This window comes from Gordonia sp. G4 (assembly GCF_057770005.1).
The window spans coordinates 4200943-4224475 of record NZ_CM173442.1 but is presented as its reverse complement, the minus strand read 5'-3'; the positions used below and the strand labels follow the sequence as shown (position 1 = coordinate 4224475).

The window sequence follows — 23533 nt, the reverse complement described above, 5'->3', positions numbered from 1 at the left end:
GAGACCCGCGGGGGACTCACCCGGCGTCCCGGTCGTACAGGGTCCGGCCCCGGTGCACGGTGCGTACGCAGCGCGGCAGCGCGGCCCCCGGTGAGACGTCCGGCAGCGCGGGCACCCGCGACCGCGGATCGGTCGACCAGCGCTGGACCTTCTCGTGGGATCCGGCGAGGACGAGCTCGTCGACCTCCCACACCGCGTAACTCGCCGGGGCGCCGGGCGTCAGGGTCCCGGTGACACCGTCGTTGACTCCCCCGGCCCGCCAGCCGCCGCGGGTCGTCGCGGCGAACGCGCCGCGCGCCGAGATCGCGTTGGTCGGCTGATGATGGTGCACAGCGGCCCGGATGGTCGACCACGGGTCGATGGCCGTCACCGGCGCGTCTGACGAGAACGCCAGGGCGACACCGGTTTTGGCCAGCATCGCGAAGTCGTTGAGGGTGGCCGCGCGGCTCGCCCCGAGACGGGCGTCGTACAGGTCGCCGGGACCGCCCCATTCGGCGTCGAACAACGGTTGCATGCTGGCGATGACGCCGCAGCGGGCGAGGACCTCGGCGTCGGCGGCGGTGACCATCTCGGCGTGTTCGAGCCGGTGCGCACAGCGGGCGAGCGCGGGCGTGCCGAGTTCGTCGGCGAGTTCGGCGAGTGCGCCGACGACCACACCGGTCGCGGCGTCGCCGATGACGTGGAAGCCCGCCTGGATGCCTGCGATCGTGCAGGCGCGCAGGTGATCGCGGATCGCCTCGGCGTCGAGGTAGCTGATACCGCTGGTGTGCGGATCGTCGGTGTAGGGCTCCGAGAGCCACGCGGTGTGGGAGCCGATGGCACCGTCGATGAACAGGTCACCGCCCAGGGCATCGGCCCGGGTGATCGACATCAGTTCGCGGGCGTGGTCGGCGTCGGTGACGGCCTGGCCCCAGTAGCGCCGGATCTCGACGGGATGGTCGAGTTCGGCGAGCGCGAGGAAGTCGTCCATGCCGCTGATGTCCGGTCCGCCGTTCTCGTGCACGGCCACCACCCCGTGGGCGGCGGCCCCGTCGAGCGCGCGGCGTTGTGCACGCTCACGATGCGCCGCGGTGACCAGCAGGCGGGCCGCGCCGCGGACGAGATGGTGGGCCTCGGCGACCAGCGGCTCCTCCGGGTGATACCCGACGGCGTCGGCCAGGTCCGGGATCAGGCGTCGCAGCGCGGTGGAAGCCACCGCGGAGTGCTCGTCGATCCGGGCGAGGTAGACCGGCCTGGTCCCGACGACGGCGTCGAGCTCGGTGGTCGTCGGGAAGCGACCGTCGTCGGGTTCGGCGCCCGCCCAGGTCGAGTCGTCCCAGCCGAGACCCCAGATGAGGTCGCCTCCGTCATGGGCGGATTCGGCGGCCACGGCCTTCTCCACCAGCCGCAGGCAGTGCGTGCGGCTCGACGCCTCGTTCAGGGTGAGGCCGTCGAGTCCGAGCCCGGTGGACGTCAGGTGGACGTGGGAGTCGACGAACCCGGGACTGACGAAGTGTCCGGCGAGGTCGATGACCTCGGCGTCGGGATGGAGTGCGCGGCCGACGTCGTCGGTCCCGACCCAGACGACGATTCCGTCGGTCACGGCCATCGCGGTCGCGTCGGGGGCCGCCGGCGAGTACACGGCGCCGCCGAGAAGCAGTTGGGTTGCCACGATCGTTCAGTGTGCCTTGCCGTCGGAGGAGGGTGGCGAGGGGTCCGGGTGCGTGTGTTCCGGGACCGCGGTGGGTTGTGCTGCGCTCGGGCGCAGATCAGGACCTGTTCAGTGGCCCTGCGGCAGACCTCGGGTCCCGTACGGGGACGACGAAGATCCCGGCTCGGGCGTGTCGGACTCCACGACCGTGCCCTCGACGACGGTTCCGCCACGTCCTGCGCCGTAGACACCGGTGGCGTACATCCCGGCCCGGTCCATCGCGGTCGCCACACGGCGGGCACCCACCGCGGCGACGGCCGGACGCATCACCCGACGGGTGGGCGGGAACAGCAGCAGGGTCCCGGCCACGGTCGACACGACGCCCGGAACGACCAAAAGGATGGTCGACACGGCGACGAGCGCGGTGTCGGCCAGCGGGGCGCGGGCGTCGACCTCGTTTCTCGACGCGCGGCGCAGCTCGTCGAAGACCTTGCCGCCCTGCCAGCGCAGGACGACGAATCCGAGGACCACGGCGGCGAGGCTGATCAACACCGCCCAGCCGAATCCGAGGGTCATGACCATCGCGACGAATGCGGCGATCTCCAGCACGGCATAGGCCGCGAACCAGCGGAGAGCCATCATGCTTCACCTGTCCTTCGGTGCCCCTCGGCACCCGTTGACGTCAGGGTCTGCGTGGACAACGAACGACGACGCGGTTTTGTCCCGGGGGGTGGTTTCGACAAGCTCAACCAGCGCTGGGCGGCTCAGCCGGCGGTGGGCGGCTCAGCCGGCGGCGGGCGGCTCAGCCGGCAGAGGCGTCCTCGCCGCGGCCCTCGATGTCGCCCTCGGTCTGGAGGTAGACGGTGCGGAGGGCGTCGAGGAGCTCGGCCGGCGGTTCGCGCCACATGTCGCGTTCGACGGCCTCGAGGAGACGTTCGGCGATGCCGTGCAACGCCCAGGGGTTGGACTGCTGCATGAACTGCTGGTTCGTCTCGTCGAGGACATAGGACTCGGTGAGCTTCTCGTACATCCAGTCGGCGACGACGTCGGTGGTGGCGTCGTAACCGAAGAGGTAGTCGACGGTGGCAGCCATCTCGAAGGCCCCCTTGTATCCGTGGCGCTGCATGGCCGAGATCCAGCGCGGATTGACGACGCGGGCGCGGAACACCCGGCTGGTCTCCTCCGACAGCGTGCGGGTGCGGACGGAGTCGGGGCGGGTGCTGTCGCCGATGTAGGCCTCCGGCGAGGAACCAGTCAAAGCGCGAACGGTCGCGACCATGCCGCCGTGGTACTGGAAGTAGTCGTCGGAGTCGGCGATGTCGTGTTCGCGGGTGTCGGTGTTCTTGGCCGCCACGGCGATCCGCTTGTACGCGGCGCGCATGTCGTCGACCGCGGGCACCCCGTCGAGGTCGCGTCCGTAGGCGTAACCGCCCCACTCGGTGTAGACGCGGGCCAGTTCCTCATCGCTGCGCCAGTCCCGTGAGTCGATGAGTTGCAGGATGCCGGCGCCGTAGGTGCCGGGCTTGGAACCGAAGACACGTGTCACGGCCCGACGCCGGTCGCCGTGCTCGGACATCGCGGCGCGCACGTGTGCCGCAACGAAGTTCTGCTCGTCGGACTCGTCGTCAGCGGCCGCGGCGAGCGCGACCGCGTCGTCGAGCATCGTGACGACGTGCGGGAAGGCGTCTCGGAAGAAGCCGGAGATGCGGACGGTGACATCGATGCGGGGACGGCCGAGTTCCTCGAGGCCGATGAGCTCGAGCGAAGAGACCCGCCGCGACATCTCGTCCCACACCGGCATGACCCCGAGCAGCGCGAGCACCTCGGCGACGTCGTCACCCGAGGTGCGCATGGCGCTGGTCCCCCACACCGACAGCCCCACCGACGCCGGGTATTCGCCGTGGTCGGACAGGTAGCGCTCGAGCAGGGAGTCGGCCATCGCGCGGCCGGTCTCCCACGCCAGCCGCGAGGGCACGGCCTTCGGGTCGACCGAGTAAAAGTTGCGTCCGGTCGGCAGCACGTTGATCAGCCCGCGCAGCGGTGACCCGCTCGGTCCGGCCGGGATGAACCCGCCGTCCAGTGCGTGCAGCACCCGCGGAACCTCGCCGGTCGTCTGACGCAGGCGCGGGACGACCTCGGTCGCCGCGAAGGTGAGCACATCCCCGACCGCGCTGGGCAGTCCCGCGGTGGCCGCGGCAACCGCTTCGGTCGACCAGTCGTCCTTCGCGCAGGCGGCGACGAGTTCGCGGGCCTGCGCCTCGACGGCGTCGACGGAACCGCGTTCGGCCGAGCCGTCTTCGACGAGTCCGAGGGCCTCGCGCAGGCCGGGCAGGGCCGATGTGCCGCCCCAGAGCTGGCGTGCGCGCAGCATGGCGAGGACGAGGTCGACCTCGGCGTCGTCGCGCGGGGGCTCGCCTAGCACGTGCAGCCCGTCTCGGATCTGCACGTCCTTGATCTCGCACAGCCACCCGTCGACGTGCAGCAGCATGTCGTCGAAGACCTCTTCGTCGGGCCGTTCGGTGAGCCCGAGATCGGAGTCCATCTTCGCCGCGGTCAGCAGTGTCCAGATCTGCTGGCGGATCGCGGGCAGCTTCGCCGGGTCGAGTGCGGAGATGTTGGCGTGCTCGTCGAGAAGCTGTTCCAGCCGGGCGATGTCGCCGTAGGACTCGGCGCGTGCCATCGGCGGGATCAGATGGTCGACGAGAACCGCATGAGCGCGGCGCTTGGCCTGCGTCCCCTCGCCCGGGTCGTTCACCAGGAACGGATAGACGAGCGGGAGGTCGCCGAGGGCGGCGTCGGTCCCGCAGTCCGCCGACATGCCGAGGTTCTTACCGGGCAGCCACTCCAGGTTGCCGTGTTTGCCGACATGCACGATGGCGTCGGCGCCGAAGCCGGTGTCGTGCGCCGCGACCCACCGGTACGAGGCCAGATAGTGGTGCGACGGCGGCAGATCCGGATCGTGGTAGATCGCGACCGGGTTCTCGCCGAACCCGCGCGGCGGCTGCACCATGATCGCGATGTTGCCGAAGGTCAATGCCGCGATGACGATGTCGCCGTCGGGGTTGTGCGTGCGGTCGACGAACAGGTCGCCCGGTGCGGGACCCCAGTGTTCGGTGACCGCCGAACGTAACCTTTCGGGCAGGGTGTCGAACCACTCGCGGTAATCGCGCGCCGACAGCCGGATCGGGTTGGCGGCGAGGGTCTCCTCGGTGAGCCAGTCCGCATCCTGGCCACCGGTGGCGATGATCTGGTGGATCAGCGCATCCGAATCATCGTCGGCGAGACCGGGAATCGCGTCCGGACCGGACTCCGGGCCGATGTCGTAGCCGGCGTCGCGCATCGCGGCGAGCAGGCGCAGCAGGCTTCGCGGCGTGTCGAGACCGACGGCGTTGCCGATCCGCGCGTGCTTGGTCGGGTAGGCCGACAGCATGACCGCGATCCGCTTGTCGGCGGCCGGGGTCCGACGCAGCCGGGCGTGCGCGGTGGCGATCCCCGCCACCCGTGCGCAGCGCTCGAGATCCGGCTGGTACCACGGCAATCCGTCGTCGTCGAACTCCTTGAAGGAGAACGGCACGGTGATGATGCGGCCGTCGAACTCGGGCACCGCCACCTGGGTGGCGACGTCGAGTGGCGACAGGCCGTCATCACTGTCCTCCCAGTCCGCGCGGGACCCGGTGAGGCAGAGACCTTGCAGGATCGGGATGTCGAGGGCGGCGAGCCGTTCGATGTTCCACGCCTCGTCGTCGCCGCCGGCCGAAGCGGTGGCCGGGGTGGCGCCACCGGCGGCCAGCACCGTGACCACGAGGGCGTCGGCGGTACCGAGCAGTTCGAGGAGGTCGTCGGGCGCAGTCCGCAGCGAGGCGCAGAAGATCGGCAGCGCACGGGCACCCTTCGCCTCGATGGCGTCACACAGGGCGGCGATGTAGCGCGTGTTCCCCGCGAGGTGCTGGGCGCGGTAGTAGAGGACCGCGATGGTGGGGGCATCGGCGGGCCCTTCGTGGCTCGTCGCTAGCGCTCCTCGCACCTCAGGGAGCGGAGAAGCCTCAGCGTGCGCTCCTCGCACCTCAGGGAGCGGAGAAGCCTCAGCGTGCGCTCCTCGCACCTCAGGGAGCAGAGAGGGCGTCCGTTCCAGCACGCCCCAGGCGGGGGTCTGCTGCGGGAGTTCGAAGCCGTTGCCGGTGAGCAGGACGGTGTCGGACAGGAAGTGGTGCAGATTCACCATGTTGGCGACGCCACCCGCGGCGAGGTAGTCGTGTGCCTGCGCGGCGACGCCGGAGGGCACGGTGGAGTGCGCCATCAGATCGGGGTCGGGCTGTTGCTCACCGGAACACACGACGAGCGGCTTGCCGGTCGCCTCGATCGCGGCGAGCCCGTCCTCCCAGGCGCGCACGCCGCCCAGGATGCGCACGACGATGAGGTCGGCGTCGGCGGCGAGTCCCGGGATGTCCTCGACCAGGATGCGCGACGGGTTGGCCCCGCGGTACGTGACAGGGGCAAGTGCTGAACCGGGCTCCGGGTCGTGGGCGGCGGAGGCCGTGAGCAGATCGGTGTCCGAGGTCGAGAGCAGCAGGATCATCGTGTCTCCTCGCCGGGTTGTCGCGCCCGGTGCGTGTCGGTGCCGTAGATGGCGGGTGCAGTGCGAGGGACTGGTCTGACTCCCGGATGGCCGGTCGATCCCGGCCCCCGATCACAGTGGCGCGACCGCGCCGGAATCGCACCGGCTTCAGCCCGCTCGCGGTGCGTTCAGCCTACGGCCACCGCACGAGCCGGTCGTAGGCTGGTGGGATGAACCAACCAGCCCGGCCCGCCGCCGACCGTTGCCCGGGGGTCTTCGACACGCATCCGGCGGCCGACGGCGCGCTGGCCCGGGTCCGGCTGCCAGGCGGTCGAATCCGTCCGGACCAGCTGGAGCTGCTCGCCCGGGCGGCGGCCGAACATGCCGACGGACACCTCGAGCTGACGGTGCGCGGCAATCTCCAGGTGCGCGGGATCACCGACGTCGAGGCCGTCGCGGAGGCGGTCGTCGCCGCCGGACTCGCGCCGAGCAGCACCCACGACAAGGTGCGCAACATCGAGCTCAGCCCGCTCACGGGCCGTATCGGCGGGATCGCCGACGCACGGCCCCTCGCTGCGGCACTTGACGACGCCTTGCGTGCCGATCCGGCCGCGGCGTCCCTGTCGGGCCGGTTCCTGTTCGGCATCGACGACGGCCGCGGGGACATCGCCGCCCGGCGGCCGGATGCCTGCGCGGTGATCCGGGCCGGCAGCTCTGTCGTGGCCGACACTCCCCTCGTGGCCGACATCGTCATCGGCGGGGTCCCGGTCGGCTCGGCCACCGGTTCGGAGTCGATCGTGCGTGCGCTGATCGCGGTGGCCGCCGGTCTGGGCGAGGTCGCGCCCGGCGCGTGGCGGGTGCGCGACCTCGACGCCGACTCCCGGCGCCGGCTCGCCGATATCGCCGCGCCGTCACTCGACCCCGTGATCGGCGACGACCCCGACGCCGCGCCGATCGTGTCCCGAGAACCGATCGTCGGCTGGTTCGACCAGGACGACGGGGCGGTTCTGCTCGGCGCGGTCGTCGAACTGGGACGGCTGCCGGCCCGGCTGGCCGAGTTCATCGCGGCTGTCCAGGCGCCGGTCGTCTTCACACCCGACCGCGAGATCCTGCTGTGCGACCTCGACGAGGGCGTGGCCGAGACCGTCGTCCGCGTGCTGGCCCCGATGGGCCTGATCTTCGACGCCGCCTCGCCCTGGGCATCCGTCAGCTGCTGCGTCGGGGCCCCGGGATGCTCGTCCGCGCACGCCCCGGTCCGGGACGACCTGATGGCCCGGGTGCAAGACGGCGACCCCGTCGACGAACGCGAACACTGGGTGGGTTGTGCCCGGGGTTGCGGATCGCCGGCCGAATCACACCTCTCGGTGCAGGCCACGCCCGACGGCGGATACGAACGGCGGCGCCGTTAGGCTCGTCAACACCATGACCGAGTACCTGCGTGACGGCGCCGCGATCTACCGCCAGTCCTTCGCCACGATCCGCGCCGAGTCCGACCTCTCCGCCTTCGCGCCCGACGTGGCGACCGTGGTCGTCCGCATGATCCACGCGTGTGGCCAGACCGACCTGACGCGCGACGTCGTCGCGACGCCCGGTGTCGTGGCCGCTGCGCGCGGTGCGCTCGCGGCCGGCGCCCCGATCCTCTGCGACGCCAACATGGTGGCCTCCGGTATCACGCGCAAGCGTCTGCCCGCGGACAACGAGGTGTTCTGCCACCTGTCCGAACCCACCCTCCCGTCGCTCGCAGAGCAGATGGGAACCACGAGAACCGCTGCCGCACTGCAGTTCTGGCTCCCACGCCTGGAAGGCGCGGTGGTCGCGATCGGCAACGCGCCGACCGCACTGTTCGCGCTCCTGGACATGATCGACGACGGTGCACCGCGGCCCGCCGCCATCGTCGGGGCACCCGTCGGTTTCGTCGGCGCAGTCGAGTCCTGCGCTGCACTCGCCGAGCGCGACGACCTCGAATTCATCACGGTCACGGGCCGGCGCGGTGGCTCGGCGATCACCGCGGCCGCGGTCAACGCGCTCGCGACCCCGCAGGAATGATGGTGGCTCCCATGAATTCTCACAATTCCTCGACGAACCCGGACGGCAACTCGACGGCCGGGAACGCGTCTCGCCAGGGCACGCTCTACGGCATCGGCCTGGGCCCGGGCGACAGCGAACTGATGACCGTGAAGGCCGCCCGCCTCATCAGCACCGCGGACGTGATCGCGTATCACTCTGCGCGCCATGGCAACAGCATCGCGAGGTCGGTCGCCGAACCGTACCTGCGCGACGGCCAGACCGAGGAACGTCTGATGTACCCGGTCACCACCGAGACCACCGACCATCCGGGCGGCTACCAGGGCGCGCTCGACGACTTCTACGCCCAGAGCGCCGAACGCCTCGCGGTGCACCTGCGTGCCGGCCGCGACGTCGTCCTCCTCGCCGAGGGTGACCCGCTGTTCTACAGCTCCTACATGCACATGCACAAGCGCCTGTCGCCGCACTTCGACGCCGAGATCGTGCCCGGTGTCACCTCGGTCAGCGCGGCGTCGGCGGCGACCGGGGTCCCGCTCGTCGAAGGCGAGGAGACCCTGACGGTCGTTCCGGGTACGGCGTCGACCTCGGAGCTGCTCTTCCGGTTCCGTTCCGCGGACGCGATCGTGGTGATGAAGCTCGGTCGCACGTTCGAGCGGGTGCGCGATGCACTCGGCGAGGCCGGGCGTCTCGACGAGGCGTTCTATGTCGAACGCGCCTCCACGACGGTCGAACGGGTGCTGCCGGCGGCCGACGTGGATCCCGCGGAGGTGCCGTACTTCTCCATCCTCGTCGTCCCCGGACGCCGCAACAATCCGATGTTCGAGCCGAAGCCGGTCCCCGGTGAGCTCGTCGTCGTCGGACTCGGACCGGGTCACGACAGCTGGACCACCCCCGAGGTGCGCGCCGAGCTCGCCACGGCCACCGACCTCGTCGGGTACACCACCTATCTCAAGCGCGTCACCCCGCGCCCGGGTCAGCGAGTGCACGCGAGCGACAACCGGGTCGAGGCCGAGCGCGCCGAGTTCGCACTGGATCTCGCCCGCCGCGGCGCTCGCGTCGCCGTCGTCTCGTCCGGCGATCCCGGCGTGTTCGCGATGGCCGCCGCGGTCGCCGAGGTCGCCGCGCAACCGCGGTGGCACGAGGTGCCGGTACGCGTGGTGCCCGGCGTCACCGCAGCCACCGCCGTCGCCGCGGCGGTCGGAGCGCCGCTCGGGCACGATTTCGCGATCATCTCGCTCTCCGACCGGCTCAAGCCGTGGTCGGTCATCGAACGGCGCATCCGCGCCGCCCTCGGTGCCGACCTGGTGATCGCCATCTACAACCCGGGGTCGGCGAGCCGCACCTGGCAGGTCGGCGCCCTCCAGCACACCCTCGCCCAGACGGTGTCGCCCGATCGCGTCGTCGTGCTCGGTCGGGACGTCGGCGGTCCGGAAGAGCAGCTCACCATCACCACGGTCGCGGACTTCGATCCCGCCGTCGTGGACATGCGGACCATGATCATCATCGGGTCGTCGGCGACGAGGGTGGTCCCGCGCGCGGCGGGTGCGCTGGTGTTCACGCCACGCAGTCACCGCCCGGTGGACAGCGCCGATGAGACTGCCGATCAGTCAGTCGAGCAGCGCCTCGAGCCAGTCCCGGGCGGCACCGACATCTGAGATGACCGGCGAGTCGGGTTCGGCGGGCCGGTCGACCATGATGACCTCGATCCCCAGTTCGGCCGCGGCCACCAGCTTCGCCGAGGTCAGTGATCCGCCGCTGTTCTTGGTGACCAGTAGGTCGATGTCGTTGTCGCGCAACAGCCTCGACTCCGAGGCATGGTCGTAGGGACCGCGCGAACGCAACACCTCGTGGCGGGGCGGAAGCGCTCCGGTCGGGGCGTCGACGACCCGGATCAGAAACCACGCCGAACGGATCCCCGCGAAGACGACGACATCCTGGCGACCGGTGGTCAGGAAGACGCGTCCGCCACGGGCGTCCACCTCCCGCGCGGCCGAGGGGAGGTCGGGTACGCGGGTCCACGTGTCGGTGTCCCCGGGCACCCACGGGTCCCGGCGCAACCGCAGCAGCGGGACACCCGCATCGGCGGCGGCCCGAGCAGCGTTGCGGGTGATGGTCGCGGCGAACGGGTGGGTGGCGTCGACCACCGCACGAATCCGATTGCTCCGCAGCCAGTCCCGGAGCCCTTCGGTTCCGCCGAACCCGCCGATTCGCACGGGACCGACCGGCAGGCGAGGGTCGTTGACCCGACCCGCGAGTGAGCTGATGAACTCGATGCCGGACTCGGCCAGACTCGAGGCCAGCGCACGCGCCTCCCCCGTTCCGCCGAGGATGAGCACATGCTCGGTGGGATCCGGGGCGGAACCGTTCACCGCGACGAGTCGCGGTCGGCGCGGAGTTTGGTCATCCGCGCATGCGAGTACAGGTAGCTGTCGGTGGCGTCCGATGTCGACGGATCCAGCACACGCCCGACGAAGATGACCGCGGTCTTGCGGATGTCGGCGGCGTCCAGGGTCTCGGGCAACCGGGACAACGGGCAGCGCACGATCTGCTCGTTCTCGCGACTGGCGAAAGCAACTGTCGCGGTGGGGCAGTCGCTGCCGTAGTGCGGGGTGAGCGCCTCCACGATCTGTTCCGCGCGATGTGCCGCGAGATGCAGTGCGAGTGTCACTCCGGTCATGGCGAGGCTCGCGAGGTCCTCCCCCGGCGGCATGTCCGTCGACAGTGTCGACACGCGCGTGATCAACAGGCTCTGGCCGACGCCCGGCACGGTGAGTTCGGTGTCGAGTGCGGCCGCGGCGGCCGCGAACGCCGGCACACCGGGCACGATCTGATGAGGGATACCGCGTGCGGTCAGTTCACGCTGTTGCTCGGCCATCGCCGAGTAGACGGCGAGATCACCCGAGTGCAGGCGGGCCACGTCATGCCCCCGTGCGTCTGCGGCCGCGATGACATCGATGATGTCCGACAACGGCATCCGGGCGGTGTCGACGAGTTCGGCACCCTCGGGACACAGTGCGAGAAGCTCCGCGGGCACCAACGATCCGGCGTAGACACAGGTCTCGCACTCCCCCAGCACCCGTGCTCCCCGCAGCGTGATCAGGTCGGGCGCCCCCGGCCCGGCGCCGATGAAGTACACGGTCATCGGACAACCTCCGCGAGACCGGCATCCGGAAGCCCCGTCGTCGGTTTGTCGACAGACCACTGCACGATCGGGAGGGCCGGACGCCAGGTGGTCATCGTGCCGAGGGGCGCGACGGTCTCCACCGACAGGCGCCGCAGGGTACCGCCCTGGTCGGCGTGCCGTCGTGTCACGAGGGCCTGGTTCTCGACGGTCACCGCGTTCACCACGAGCCGGCCCGAATCCGCCAGCGCATCCCAGGCGAGCGCGAGGATCTCCTCGTCCAGTCCGCCGCCGATGAAGACCGCATCGGGTTCCGGCGCGTCGGCCAGCTCGTCGGGAGCCGGTCCTCGCACCGAGAGCCGGTGCGCCACGCCGTGACGAGCGGCATTGCGTCGCAACCGATCGGCGCGCTCGGGGTCGCGCTCGAAGGCGACCGCGAGTCCGCGGTCGTCGGCGCGTAACCATTCGATCGCGACGCTGCCCGACCCGGCCCCGATGTCCCAGAGGATCTGCGCCCCGGCCGGCTCGAGTGCGCAGACGGTGAGGGCGCGGATCGTCGACTTGGTGATCTGGCCGTCGTGCTCGTAGGCCTCGTCCGCCCGACCGGGAAGCCGGGTCCGGTGTGGTCCGACGCAGTCGACGGCGACGATGTTCAGCGGATCGCCGGCCCTGCGGTGCCAGCCCTCCGCGGTGTCGGTGGCGATCTGTTCGGCGGGGCCACCGAGCTGCTCGAGGACGGTCATCGCCGACGCACCGAAACCGGCATCTGTGAGGAGTTCGGCGACGGCGGCGGGAGTGGTCTCGTCGCGGCTCAGGACCAGCACGCGAGCACCGTCGGTGACCTCGCCGAGCACGACGCCCGGCTCGGTGCGCACCGCGCTGACGATCCGGGTCGTCGCAAGGTCCCAGCCGAGGCGCGCGCAGGCCAGACTCGCACTCGACACGGCCGGAAACACCCGCACCCGGTCCGCACCGACGCGGGCGACGATGCTCGCGCCGACCCCGTGGAACATCGGGTCGCCGCTGGCGAGGATGTGCACGGTGTCCGGGTGGGCGTCGTCGACGCCCCACGTCTCGACGAGCTCGGCCAGGTGCTCCGACATCGGTGAGCGCCACGGCCGCAGTTGTGCACCGAGTCGGGGCGCAGCACCGTCGAGAAGCGCCAATTGCCGTGCAGCGCCGTAGATCACCCGTGCACGGCGTAACTCGTCGCGTGCCGGCTCACCGAGGCCGGGCCAGCCGTCGGCACCGATGCCGACCACCACGAACTCGGATGTGGGGACCGTCGACGTGACGGCTGCCCCCGGTGACCTCATCGGGGAAGCCTCCGCCACACCGCGCGTGGCAGCAGCCGCATACCGAAGAACACGGGACGTAGCACCCCCGGGATCCAGACCTCGCCGCGTCCCTTGCGGTACGCGTGCGCCACGGCGTCGGCAACCTGCTCGGGATTGCGCGACAACGGAGCCGGTTTCACGCCGGAATCCATCAGGTCGCGGGTCATCGCGCCGACGACGAAGCCGGGGCGGGCCAGCAACAGACGAGCACCGCTGCCGTGCAACGCATCTGCGAGACCACTGGCGAACCCGTCGAGTCCGGCCTTGGTCGAGCCGTAGACGTAGTTGGCCCGGCGCACCCGGATGCCGGCCACCGAGGAGAAGACGATGATCGTCCCGGAGGCCTGAGCGCGCAGCACCGATGCGAGCGGTGTCAGCACGCTGACGTGCGCGTAGTAATCGGTGTGCGCGATCTGAAGTGCGTGTGCCACATCGGTTTCGGCCCGGTCCTGGTCACCGAGGATGCCGAACGCGACGATCGCGATCCCGATCGGACCGAACCGTTCGGACAGCGATTCGACGAGCGCGGGATGGGTGTCGGTGTCGTTCGCGTCGAATGCCACGGTGTGTACCGCGACCGCCCCGGCCTCGAGCAGGCGTGCCGACTCGTCGCCCAGGTCGTTGGGACGGCGGGCCGCCAGGACGACCGTCCGCCCGGACGCGAGACGCGCGGCGGTGGCCACGCCGATCTCACTGCGGCCGCCGAACAGGACGAGGGCACCGACCGGGTCGGAATCCGGACCCGCTGATGCCCCTTCGCTGCGTGACGCCATGGCTAGCAGTATCGCATCGGCCCCGACACCGGTCGTGCGCGCCGTCGCCACTACCGTGGGGTCATGCCCCGCACCGCCGCCGACCTCGGATCCGATGCCCTCGCGTTCCTCACCGAACGCCACCTCGGCACCCTCACCACCCTGCGCGCCGACGGCACCCCGCATGCCGTCGCGGTCGGATTCACCTGGGATCCCGACGCCCGCCTCGCCCGGGTCATCACCTCCGACGGCAATCAGAAGGTCCGCAACACCGAGCGCGGCGGATATGCGGCCGTCACCAACGTCGACGGCCCGCGCTGGCTGACCCTCGAGGGACCCGCGACCGTCCGCCGCGAACCCGACCAGGTCCGTGAGGCCGAGCAGCGCTACGCGCAGCGATACCGGGAACCCCGGCCGAATCCCCGCCGCGTGGTGATCGAGATCAGGGTGAGCCGCGTACTGGGTTCGGCGTCGCTGTTCAGCGAGTCGCGGCCGGCCTGACCCCTAGGAGTTCGATCCGTCCAGCCGGACCAGTTCGTGCGGGCGGTTGTTGACGGACTCGCAGCCGTCGTCGGTGACGATCACGATGTCCTCGATCCGGGCTCCCCAATGCCCGGACACGTACACCCCCGGCTCCACGCTGAACGCCATTCCGGCCCGCAGCGGGATGTCGTTGCCGCCGACGATGTAGGGCTCCTCGTGCACCGACAGCCCGATCCCGTGCCCGGTGCGGTGGATGAACCGCTCGGCCAGGCCGCGTGCGGCGAGGAGATCGCGAGCCGCGGCATCGATCGACGACGCGCTCACCCCGGGCCGGACGGCGGCCACGGCCGCACGCTGCGCCTCGAGCAGCGCGGCGTAGGCATCCGCGATGTCGGCGGGCGGGTCGTCGAAGCAGTAGGTGCGCGTGGAGTCGGAGTTGTAACCCGGCTCGACCGGACCGCCGATGTCGACGACGACGATGTCGGACCGCTCGATGACCCGGTCGGAGAACTCGTGGTGGGGATCGGCGCCGTTGGGGCCGGACCCGACGATGATGAACGCCGCCTCGGTGTGCCCCTCCTCGAGGATCGCGGCGGCGATGTCGGCGGCGACCTCCCGTTCGGTGCGGCCGGGGATCAACCAGTCGCCCATCCGCGCGTGCACCCGGTCGATCGCGGCACCCGCACGGCGGAGTGCGTCGATTTCCGCGGCATCCTTGATCATTCGGAGCTCGCGCAGTACGTCGGTCGCCAATTGCGGTGTGGCGCCGGTGTGCCGGGCGAGCGGGATCACGTGCAGGGCGGGCATGGAGTCGGAGACGGCGATGCGCGGCTGCGAGGGCAACCCGGCCAGTGCCAGCGCATGGGCGTCGTCACCGTCGACCCAGTCGGCCACCTCGATGTCGAGATCGCCCACCGCCGAGGAGGACAGCGACGGGACCTCGAGGCGCGCGATGACGAGCCGTGGGTCGCCGGTCGCGGGGATCACGAGCGCGGTGAGCCGTTCGAAGGTCTCCGCCCGTGACCCGACCAGGTAGCGCAGGTCCGGTCCGGGAGCGACGACGAGCGCGTCCAGATCCGCGGCGCGGGTGAGTTCGGCGGCACGGCGAACCCGGTCGCGGTACACCTCTGCGCCGAAGAGCGGCGCGGCCCCCGCCTTCGACGTCGCCACCCGTGCTGTTCCGGTCCCAGATGCCATGCGACGAAGACTACCGCCGACTCATGACAGAGTGTGGGGGTGACGGATTCGTTGATGCTGCTCGACGGCGCGAGCCTGTGGTTCCGATCGTTCTTCGCCCTGCCGGAGAAGATGACCAGCCCGGACGGACGCCCGGTCAACGCGGTGCGGGGCTTCCTCGACACGATCGCCAATCTCGTGGTGCGCGAACGACCCACGCGACTGGTGGTGTGCCTGGACCTGGACTGGCGCCCGGAGTTCCGCACCGACCTGATCCCCACCTACAAGGCCCACCGGGTGGCGGTTCCCGACGGCGGTACCGACGTCGAGGGCAGGGACATCGACGTCGAAGAGGTGCCCGACACGCTCACCCCGCAGGTCGACATGATCATGGCCGTCCTGGCGGCTTCGGGTATCGCGACCTCGGGCGCCGTCGGTTGTGAGGCCGACGACGTGATCGGCACGCTCGCCTATGACGAGGCGGAGGATCCGGTCATCGTGGTCAGCGGTGATCGGGATCTGCTGCAGGTGGTCGCCGATGATCCGGTCCCGGTGCGCGTCCTGTACGTCGGCCGCGGCCTGGCCAAGGCCGAGATGATGGGGCCGGTGGAGGTCGCCGAGAAGTACGGCGTGCCGGTCGATCGCGCCGGGATCGGCTACGCGGAGATGTCGATGTTGCGCGGGGATCCCTCGGACGGGCTGCCGGGCGTGGCCGGCATCGGTGAGAAGACCGCGGCGAAGCTGATCAGCGAGTACGGCAGCCTCGATGCACTCGAGGCGGCTGCCGCCGACCCGTCGTCGACGGTGCCGACCCGTAGCCGGAAGTCACTGCTCGCGTCGGTCGACTACCTGCAGGCGGCGCGAATCGTCGTCTCGGTGCGCACCGACGCCGAGACGATCGACAGCGGGTCGGATGTATTGCCGGCCGAACCCGCCGACCCCGCAGCTCTCGCCGAACTCGTCGAGGAACTGGGCATCGGGGCGTCGGTGGGGCGGCTCGCCAAGGCCCTCGGCTGGCCCCAGGCCGGTTGAGGCCCCTGAGGGTGACAGCCGGCTGAGGCCCCTTGCCGGTCAGCTCGGGCGTGAGACCTCGTAGCGGCCGTCGTCGTCGATGAACGTGACGGTGACCTGCTGCTGCTGACCGCCGACGGTGACCGAGCAGGTGAACGACGCACCGGTCTCGACCCGCTGACCCGACGGGCACTGCACATCGGAGACGTCGCTGGCCTGATAATCCTCGGTGAGGATCTGCTGCACACCGTCCTGCGCAGCCTGCTGGTCGAGGTTCTTCGGTGCCCACCCGGGAAAGAGGAACGCGGTGATCAGCACGATCGCGGCGATGAGGATCAGCGCGCCGCCGCCGACGAACATCAGTGTCCGGGCGGTCTTGTTCGACTTCCCGGCCGCCATCCCGCTGAACTGATCGCCGCCACCGTACGGATTCTGACCGTACTGGTTCTGACCGTAGGGCTGTTGGCCGTAGGGGTTCTGCGCATTCGGTCCCGTGGCGCCCTGCGGGTTCTGGCCGTAGGGCTGCTGGCCGTACTGCCCCTGTCCGGGCGCCCCGTACTGGCCGGCCCCGTACTGCCCTGGGGCACCGTACTGCCCCGGTGCACCATATTGGTCGGCGCCGTACTGGGCACCCGGCTGGCCATACTGTTGACCACCGGGCTGACCGTACTGTCCGGGGTTGCCGACCTGCGTCGGCTGGGACTGGGCCGGACCGGAATGGGGAGGCTGCCCCGCAGGTCCACCCGCTTGCTGGTAAGGGTTCTGCTGATACGGATCCTGTTGCGGCTGGCCGTAACCCGGGGTCTGCGCGGCCGGGTTCGGCGCCATGGTGGTCGGGTCGGCCGGTGGTGCGCCGGCCTGGCCGGCGCCGGGGAGGTTCACGATCTCGGTCTTGCCGTCCGGACCCGACTGGTCTCCGGACGCTCGCGGGCCGGCTTGCGGATCGGGGCCGGAAGAATGTGGGCCGGGGGGATTCGGTTGGGACGGGTTGGGGTTGTACGGGTCGGTCATGAATCCCTCCCACTCGGCCGTTCACCCGGCGACGGGTGTCGGCGAACTGTGACGTCGCGGCGGTATCGAGGCGGGCACGCCGACACCGGATGCGGGATGAACGTTACCTCAGCTGCCTGGGACTATCAGCAAACATCGCACGCGCCCCGCGGGCGCGTCGTCCGGTGAACCGACACCCGCCGACCGACCGATGCATGTACCCGAGTTCGGCTGAAATAATCAGCCGAGTTCGGCCGAAACGATCAGCCGAGTTCGGCCGAAACGATCAGCCGAGTTCGGCAGCGACCACCCCGCGACGGATCGCCTTGACCGCTGCCCGGGCCGTCCCACCGAGACGGGTGTCGGACCCCACCCCGAGCCGGATCTGTTCGAGAAGATCCACGACCTGCCGGTTCCACCGCACGAAGTCCCCCGGCGAGAGGAGTTGTCCGCGTTCGCCTGCCAGGAGCAGGGCCTCGCCGAGCGAACGGCCCGATGCCCACGTCGCCACGGCGACGGAGAATCCGGTGTCGGGTTCGCGTGTCGGACTCACCCGATGCCGCTGCTCCACCGCGGTGACCCGCGACCAGATCCCGACCGTCGCCGCCATCGCGGCGCGCATCGAGCTGCTGCCCGGAAGAGCATCGACTCCGCTGTAACTGTCGCGCCGGCTCTCGTAGACCAGTGCCGCGACCACCGCGGCGAGATCGGGCGCGGAGAGATCGTCCCAGACGCCGGCCCGGATGCACTCGGTCACCACCAGGTCGCTCTCGCTGTAGATGCGGCCGAGCAGCTTGCCCGAGTCGGTCACCAGCATCGTGTGGCCGGTGGACTCGGTCGATTCGGCGACGCGCTCGAGATAGCCCAACTCGCTGAGGACACCGACGATGTGATCGAACGTGACGCCAAGGGTCGACGTCCGGTCCCCGATGCTGCGCTCGGCGTTGACGATGTCGCGCAGCAACCGGTTGCGGCGTTCGGCGAGCCGGAACAACTCGTCACCGTTCGGCAACTGATGCGCCGGATGCGCACGCAGGGTGCGTCGAAGGCGCGCGAGCTCGGTGTCGTCGGCGGCGTCGGCGCGCTTCTTCTGCCGTCCGCGCGGCATCTCGATGCCGGTCGATCGCAACGCCGACGCCAGATCGCGTCGGCCGCGACCGGTGCGACGGTCGGCGTTCTTCGGCAGTCGCATGTTGCCCAGCACCTCGGGCGGATTGACGAAGTCGCGGGTACCGACGCGACCGCACCAGGCGTCCTCGGTCAGTACGAGCGGCTTGGGATCCTGCGCCTGCGTAGCCGGTTCGATGATGACCGCCAGACCGCGGTGCCGTCCGACGGGTACGCCGATGACATGCCCGCGTTTGAGCGCGGCCAGGTCCGCGGTGATGGCGTCGTGCGTGTCGGTGCGCCTGCGGAACTTGAGATCGCGTTCGCGGCTGCGGATGTCCTCGCGCAGCGTGACGTATCCGAGAAAACCGGCATAGGGCTCGTCTTCCGAATCGGCTTCGGCCTCAGCAGGTTCCAGCCCTCGCGCCTGCGCCGTGCGCGCCAGCTCGCCGTCGAGCTTGCGCAGCGCCCGCTGGGCCTCGTCCAGTTTGCGCGCCTGTCCCACAACCGACCGGTCGGCCTGGAACTGCGCGAACGACCGATGCAGCAGCTCGCGGGCACCGTCGAGACCCAGCCGTCCGAGCAGGTTGACCGCCATGTTGTACTCCGGCGAGAACGAGCTGCGCAGCGGGAAGGTACGCGCGCCTGCGAGTCCGGCCACCTCCTCGGGTACCACCTCGGGTGTCCACACGACGACCGCGTGGCCCTCGACGTCGATCCCGCGGCGACCCGCCCGCCCGGTCAGCTGCGTGAACTCGCCGGGGGTCAGATCGACATGGGCTTCACCGTTGTACTTGACCAGACGTTCGAGGACCACCGAGCGCGCGGGCATGTTGATGCCGAGCGCGAGCGTCTCGGTGGCGAACACCATCCGCACCAGGCCCCGCACGAACAGCTCTTCGACGGTGTGCCGGAACGTCGGGAGCATGCCCGCGTGGTGCGAGGCCAGCCCCCGGCGCAACCCCTCTCGCCATTCGTGCACACCCAGCACATCGAGGTCGGTCGGCGACAGTTCGGTGAGATGGCGGTCGACGATCGCGTCGACCTCGCCGATCTCCGCGGGGGTGAGGAGCGAGATACCCGACCGCAGACACTGCGCCAGGGCGGCGTCGCATCCGACGCGCGAGAAGATGAAGCCGATGGCCGGGAGCAGGCCCTCCCGGTCGAGACGCGTGACGAGGTTCGGCCGCGACAGCGCCGGTCCCCGTCCGTCACGCCGGGGTCCGCTGCCGCGACCGCGTCCACGGCCGCGCGACGACTCCCGCTCGTCGTCGGCCATCAGGATCCGGTGCCGGATCTGGCGTTTCAGTTCCGGATTGACCCGGGGCCGGGTACCGGCCTTGCGTGCCGGACCGGTGTCGGCGGGGTCGAACAGGTCGAACAACCGTTGCCCGACGAGCATGTGCTGGGACAGCGGCACCGGCCGGTGCTCGTCCACGATCACCGAGGTGTCGCCGCGAACCGTCTGAATCCAGTCGCCGAACTCCTCGGCGTTGCTCACCGTCGCCGACAGGCTCACCACCCGAACCGATGGTTCGAGGTGCAGGATGACTTCTTCCCACACCGCCCCGCGGAACCGGTCTGCCAGGAAGTGGACCTCGTCCATGACGACGTGCGACAACCCGTCCAGAGCTCGTGACTCGGCGTAGATCATGTTGCGCACGACCTCGGTCGTCATCACGACGACCGGCGCATCGGGGTTGATCGAGCTGTCGCCGGTCAGCAACCCGACCGACTCGGCCCCGTGGACCGCCACCAGGTCGTTGTACTTCTGATTGCTGAGCGCCTTGATCGGCGTGGTGTAGAAGCACTTCGTGCCCCCGGCCAGCGCCAGATGCACGGCGAACTCACCCACGATGGTCTTGCCCGCGCCGGTCGGCGCGCACACCAGCACACCGTGCCCGCCTTCGAGCGCCTCGCACGCGCGGAGCTGGAAGTCGTCGAGCCGGAAAGCGAGTCTCGACGTGAACGAGTCGAGTTGTGTCACAGGACGTCGTCGAAGGTCGCGCGCGCCCGCGTCGACGTGCGGGTGGCGCCGGCGCCGACATGGTTCGCCGGCGCCGGGATCGGCGACGCCGGAGCGATCGGCTTCGTCGGCGGCAGCGGGCTGGCCTCGTCGTCGGAGAGGTCCGCCCAGGCCGACGCCTTCTTCGCCTTGCGCTTGTCGAAGATGCGCGCGAACTGGATCGCGAACTCGAGCAGGACGGTGAGCGCGAGCGCCAGGGCCAGCATCGTGAACGGGTCCTGGCCCGGCGTGACGATGGCCGCGAAGACGAAGACCGTGAAGATGAGGCCGCGCCGCCAGCTCTTCAACCGGGCGTAGGTCAGCACTCCCACCACGTTGAGCGCGATGATGAGGAGCGGGAGTTCGAAACTCACGCCGAAGATCACGAGCACGTTGAGCATGAATCCGAAGTACTGGTCACCGGCCAGGGCCGTGACCTGGACCTCGTTGCCGACGGTCAACAGGAAGTCGAAGGCCTTGGCGACCACCAGGTAGGCCAGCACCGCGCCGCTGACGAACAGGGTCGTCGCCATCGCCACGAACAGGATGCCGTATCGGCGTTCGTGGTCGTGGAGACCGGGGGTGATGAACTGCCAGATCTGGTAGATCCACACCGGGCAGGCCATCACGACACCGGCGGTGAGCGCCACCTTGAGGCGAAGCATGAACTGGTCGAACGGCCCGGTCGCCAGAAGGCGACAGGAATCGTCGGCGGTCAGCGAGGCACGCGACGATGGCGGCAGATCACAGTACGGACCGCGCAGCATGTCACCGAGCGAGGAGATGCCGAGGAAGCCGTGGCTGTACCAGAGGAACCCGAGGATCGTCGTGGCGATGATGGCCAGCATCGAGATGACCATACGAGTGCGCAACTCGTACAGGTGCTCGACCAACGACATGGTGCCGTCGGGGTTGAGCTTTCGTTTGCGCTGCCGGGGGTCGAGACGTCGGGGAATCGGAAGAGTGCGCACTGGCGATGCTCCGACGCGCCCCTATGCCGATTTCTTGACGTCGGCGTCGCGCTGCGTGGCGGCCTGGGTGGAGTCACCCGCGGGCAGCTCACGGCGCGACGGGTCGGCCGGCGTCGCGTCGGCGGTGGCCTGCGAGTCCTTGTCGTCGTCCTTCTGCATCTCCTTGACCTCGCTCTTGAAGATGCGCAGCGACTGTCCCAGACCTCGGGCGGCGTCCGGCAACTTCTTCGAGCCGAACAGGATCAGCAGCACAATGGCAACGATCGCCCAGTGCCACCATGACGTGAAGCCCATGAGATCACCCTTCAGTTCGGATCAGACAGTGTCCAATGCTACCTGAGTCGCGCCCGGCGGGGAGCGGGCCCGACCGGATGATCCGCCCGGCCCAGCGGTGGGCGGTCCTCAGCGATATCGCCTGCGTGCCGCGGTCGCGGTGTCGGCGACCGCCGCGGCGACGGCCGGCGCGTCGACGACCCGGACGGCTCCACCGAATCCGAGCAGGAACCGGGTGAGCCACTCCGGCGAGCCGTAGACGAGCCGGGCGCGGACCGGCAGGTCGGCGTCGGGCCGGTCCTCGACCTTCTCGACGGGTTCGAGCGGGTAGTAGTCGAGGATCCACAGATGGTCGGCGTCGATCTCGATCTCGACAGCCGGGAGATCGGGGTTCTCGGCCACCAGCACCGACTGATTCGACGACGCGGCCTCGGCCGGCGGACGGCTCGGTTCGTCCAGGGCCGACGCGGTGTCGACGCGGTCGAAGCGGAACAACCGCACGCCCTCGGCCATCCGGCACCACGCCTCGAGATAAGTGTGCTGATCCATGACCTGCAGACGGATCGGGTCGACCACCCGGTCGGTGACGCTGTCGCGGCCGGCCGAGTAGTAGCGAAGGCGCAGTGCACGAGCGTGCTTGGTGGCCTCGCGGATCGTCGTGTAGGTGGGGTTCTCCCCCGACGGATCGGGAGCCGAGTCGGACGCACCGGCGACCCCGGGCACCGTCGCACCCACCGCTTGCTCGATCTTCGCGATCGCCCGACGAGCCGCCGCCACATCGACGACTCCCGGCGTCTCGACGAGCGCTCGCAGTGCGACGAGGAGCGTGCTGGCCTCCACGGTGGTCAGCCGCAGGGGCCGGTCCATGCCCGCGGTGAACCCGACCGTCACGTAACCCTCACTGAACTCGAGTTCGATGAGGTCATCGGGGTAGTACCCGGGGAGTCCGCAGACGAAGAGGAGTTCGAGATCCTTCGTGAGCTGCGCCTGGGTCACACCGAGTTCGGCGGCGGCCTGGACGATCGAGATGCCGCGGCGGGCCTGGAAGTACGGGACCATCGCCAGCAGGCGGTTGAGGCGGGACGGTGCTGCGGCGGCCATCAGACCGTCACCCCGCTGAGGCGGTCGAGGCTCGCGATGACGAGGTCGCGCAGCTCCGGCGGGTCCAGGACGACCGCGTCGCGGCCCACACCCAGGACCATGCGTGCGACCGTGGTCAGCGAGTGGATCTCCAGGGTCACGATGTCGCCGGGATCGCCGTCGAGGTCGGCGGGCTCGGTCGCCGTCGCGGCCCGGCGGAGGCCAAACGCCCGGTCGGCCGCGACCCAGATCCGCGCGGTGCGGCCGTCGGAACCAGAAGCGGAATCGACAGCCGCCGAGACGATCTGCTGGAGATCGGTGCCCGCCGGCACCACGACGGCGTCGGCGGCACCGACCGCGGAGACGGCCGTGATCCGCGACAGCCGGAACGTCCGGGTGGCGTCGCGATCGCGGTCGTGACCGACGACGTACCAGCGGCCCCGGTGCGACACCACTCCCCACGGTTCGACGCGCCGGGTGGTCGGTGCGGCGGCCGCCGACGACCGGTGCCGGAACTCGACCGCACGCCTGTCCTGGACCGCGGCGAGAAGGCCCGCGATGACCTCTTCGGAGCCGAGTGATCTCGACGACCCGCCCGTGGTGATCCCCAGATCGTCCTCGGAACGGACGTCGAGCCCGGCTGCCCGCAGCTTGAGGATCGCCGTCTGCGACAGCGTCGAGACCTCCGGCGTGTCCCACAGCGCGGCGGCCATGGCGATCGCCGCCGCCTCGTCGGATTCCAGGGAGATCTCCGGCAATTCGTAGGAGTCGCGGTCGATGCGGTATCCCTCGCCGCCGGCCGCCATCGGCGACCGGCCGGTGACGAGCGGGATCCCGAGATCCCGCAGCTCGTTCTTGTCCCGTTCGAACATCCGGTTGAACGCCTCGTCGGACTGCCCGTCATCGGAGTAGCCGGCAACGTTGCGGCGGATGTACTCCGCGGTGACGTACTGCCGCGTCCACAGCAGGCAGATCACGAGGTTGAGCAGACGCTCGACTTTGGGGGTTGCCACCGGG

The 23533-nt window shown here is 70.2% G+C and carries 19 protein-coding genes and 1 riboswitch; of the genes, 5 read left to right on the top strand and 14 right to left on the bottom strand.

Annotation, left to right across the window (positions count from 1 at the left end; genetic code table 11):
• Nucleotides 1–16: 16 nt before the first annotated feature.
• The 3 genes from AC3B5T_RS19000 to cobN form a co-directional block, all read right to left on the bottom strand.
• Nucleotides 17–1651, bottom strand: a complete 1635-nt coding sequence (locus AC3B5T_RS19000; RefSeq protein ID WP_488357817.1) for an amidohydrolase — start codon at nucleotides 1649–1651, stop codon at nucleotides 17–19.
• 108 nt (nucleotides 1652–1759) lie between these two features.
• Nucleotides 1760–2269, bottom strand: coding sequence for an FxsA family protein (locus tag AC3B5T_RS18995; protein ID WP_058250590.1), 510 nt, complete (start codon nucleotides 2267–2269; stop codon nucleotides 1760–1762).
• A gap of 163 nt (nucleotides 2270–2432) precedes the next feature.
• Entirely contained in the window at nucleotides 2433–6206 is a 3774-nt protein-coding gene (cobN, locus tag AC3B5T_RS18990) for a cobaltochelatase subunit CobN (protein WP_488357815.1), read from the bottom strand.
• Between the two features lie 78 nt (nucleotides 6207–6284).
• A riboswitch (cobalamin riboswitch) is annotated at nucleotides 6285–6355 on the bottom strand.
• Nucleotides 6356–6415: 60 nt separating this feature from the next.
• Here cobN and cobG point away from each other — a divergent pair.
• Genes cobG through AC3B5T_RS18975 form a run of 3 tightly spaced genes read left to right on the top strand, consistent with a single transcriptional unit; the run spans nucleotide 6416 to nucleotide 9865 of the window.
• A complete protein-coding gene (gene cobG, locus AC3B5T_RS18985; RefSeq protein WP_055474570.1) occupies nucleotides 6416–7594 on the top strand; it encodes a precorrin-3B synthase in 1179 nt (392 codons plus the stop codon).
• A 13-nt stretch (nucleotides 7595–7607) separates the two neighbouring features.
• Nucleotides 7608–8231: a precorrin-8X methylmutase gene (locus AC3B5T_RS18980; RefSeq protein WP_055474571.1), complete on the top strand. Its 624-nt coding sequence runs from the start codon at nucleotides 7608–7610 to the stop codon at nucleotides 8229–8231.
• A gap of 11 nt (nucleotides 8232–8242) precedes the next feature.
• Nucleotides 8243–9865 (top strand): precorrin-2 C(20)-methyltransferase, encoded by a 1623-nt coding sequence (locus AC3B5T_RS18975; protein ID WP_055474572.1) that lies wholly within the window; start codon nucleotides 8243–8245, stop codon nucleotides 9863–9865.
• Here the strand turns inward: AC3B5T_RS18975 and AC3B5T_RS18970 are convergent.
• Genes AC3B5T_RS18970 through dprE2 form a run of 4 tightly spaced genes read right to left on the bottom strand, consistent with a single transcriptional unit; the run spans nucleotide 9818 to nucleotide 13441 of the window.
• Complete coding sequence (locus tag AC3B5T_RS18970) at nucleotides 9818–10579, bottom strand: cobalt-precorrin-6A reductase (RefSeq protein ID WP_055474573.1); 762 nt, start codon at nucleotides 10577–10579, stop codon at nucleotides 9818–9820. The genes AC3B5T_RS18975 and AC3B5T_RS18970 overlap by 48 nt on opposite strands.
• Nucleotides 10576–11352 carry a precorrin-4 C(11)-methyltransferase gene (gene cobM, locus AC3B5T_RS18965; protein WP_055474574.1) on the bottom strand — a complete coding sequence of 259 codons (777 nt, stop codon included), beginning with the start codon at nucleotides 11350–11352 and terminating at the stop codon, nucleotides 10576–10578. Before cobM ends, AC3B5T_RS18970 begins: the two co-directional genes overlap by 4 nt.
• Entirely contained in the window at nucleotides 11349–12647 is a 1299-nt protein-coding gene (locus tag AC3B5T_RS18960) for a bifunctional cobalt-precorrin-7 (C(5))-methyltransferase/cobalt-precorrin-6B (C(15))-methyltransferase (protein ID WP_055474706.1), read from the bottom strand. The genes cobM and AC3B5T_RS18960 overlap by 4 nt, the downstream gene beginning before the upstream one ends.
• Nucleotides 12644–13441 (bottom strand): decaprenylphospho-beta-D-erythro-pentofuranosid-2-ulose 2-reductase, encoded by a 798-nt coding sequence (gene dprE2, locus AC3B5T_RS18955; protein ID WP_055474707.1) that lies wholly within the window; start codon nucleotides 13439–13441, stop codon nucleotides 12644–12646. Before dprE2 ends, AC3B5T_RS18960 begins: the two co-directional genes overlap by 4 nt.
• A gap of 63 nt (nucleotides 13442–13504) precedes the next feature.
• On the opposite strand from dprE2, the gene AC3B5T_RS18950 reads away from it, so the two are divergent.
• A complete protein-coding gene (locus AC3B5T_RS18950) occupies nucleotides 13505–13921 on the top strand; it encodes a PPOX class F420-dependent oxidoreductase (RefSeq protein ID WP_055474575.1) in 417 nt (138 codons plus the stop codon).
• Between the two features lie 3 nt (nucleotides 13922–13924).
• Here the strand turns inward: AC3B5T_RS18950 and AC3B5T_RS18945 are convergent, their stop codons facing one another.
• The gene (locus AC3B5T_RS18945; protein ID WP_055474576.1) at nucleotides 13925–15100 is read right to left on the bottom strand and encodes a M24 family metallopeptidase; all 1176 of its coding nucleotides are present in this window, start codon (nucleotides 15098–15100) and stop codon (nucleotides 13925–13927) included.
• A gap of 54 nt (nucleotides 15101–15154) precedes the next feature.
• On the opposite strand from AC3B5T_RS18945, the gene AC3B5T_RS18940 reads away from it, so the two are divergent.
• Nucleotides 15155–16111 (top strand): 5'-3' exonuclease, encoded by a 957-nt coding sequence (locus tag AC3B5T_RS18940; RefSeq protein ID WP_055474708.1) that lies wholly within the window; start codon nucleotides 15155–15157, stop codon nucleotides 16109–16111.
• 39 nt (nucleotides 16112–16150) lie between these two features.
• Here AC3B5T_RS18940 and AC3B5T_RS18935 read toward each other — a convergent pair whose 3' ends face one another.
• The 6 genes from AC3B5T_RS18935 to AC3B5T_RS18910 form a co-directional block, all read right to left on the bottom strand.
• A complete protein-coding gene (locus tag AC3B5T_RS18935) occupies nucleotides 16151–17101 on the bottom strand; it encodes a DUF4333 domain-containing protein (RefSeq protein WP_014926740.1) in 951 nt (316 codons plus the stop codon).
• 265 nt (nucleotides 17102–17366) lie between these two features.
• Entirely contained in the window at nucleotides 17367–20174 is a 2808-nt protein-coding gene (locus AC3B5T_RS18930; protein ID WP_055474577.1) for a DEAD/DEAH box helicase, read from the bottom strand.
• Nucleotides 20171–21091: a twin-arginine translocase subunit TatC gene (tatC, locus tag AC3B5T_RS18925; protein ID WP_010841095.1), complete on the bottom strand. Its 921-nt coding sequence runs from the start codon at nucleotides 21089–21091 to the stop codon at nucleotides 20171–20173. The genes AC3B5T_RS18930 and tatC overlap by 4 nt, the downstream gene beginning before the upstream one ends.
• A 93-nt stretch (nucleotides 21092–21184) precedes the next feature.
• Nucleotides 21185–21457: a Sec-independent protein translocase subunit TatA gene (tatA, locus tag AC3B5T_RS18920; protein ID WP_055474578.1), complete on the bottom strand. Its 273-nt coding sequence runs from the start codon at nucleotides 21455–21457 to the stop codon at nucleotides 21185–21187.
• Nucleotides 21458–21565: 108 nt separating this feature from the next.
• Nucleotides 21566–22537 (bottom strand): helix-turn-helix transcriptional regulator, encoded by a 972-nt coding sequence (locus tag AC3B5T_RS18915; protein ID WP_055474579.1) that lies wholly within the window; start codon nucleotides 22535–22537, stop codon nucleotides 21566–21568.
• Entirely contained in the window at nucleotides 22537–23529 is a 993-nt protein-coding gene (locus AC3B5T_RS18910; protein ID WP_010841092.1) for a helix-turn-helix transcriptional regulator, read from the bottom strand. Before AC3B5T_RS18910 ends, AC3B5T_RS18915 begins: the two co-directional genes overlap by 1 nt.
• Nucleotides 23530–23533 lie beyond the last annotated feature (4 nt).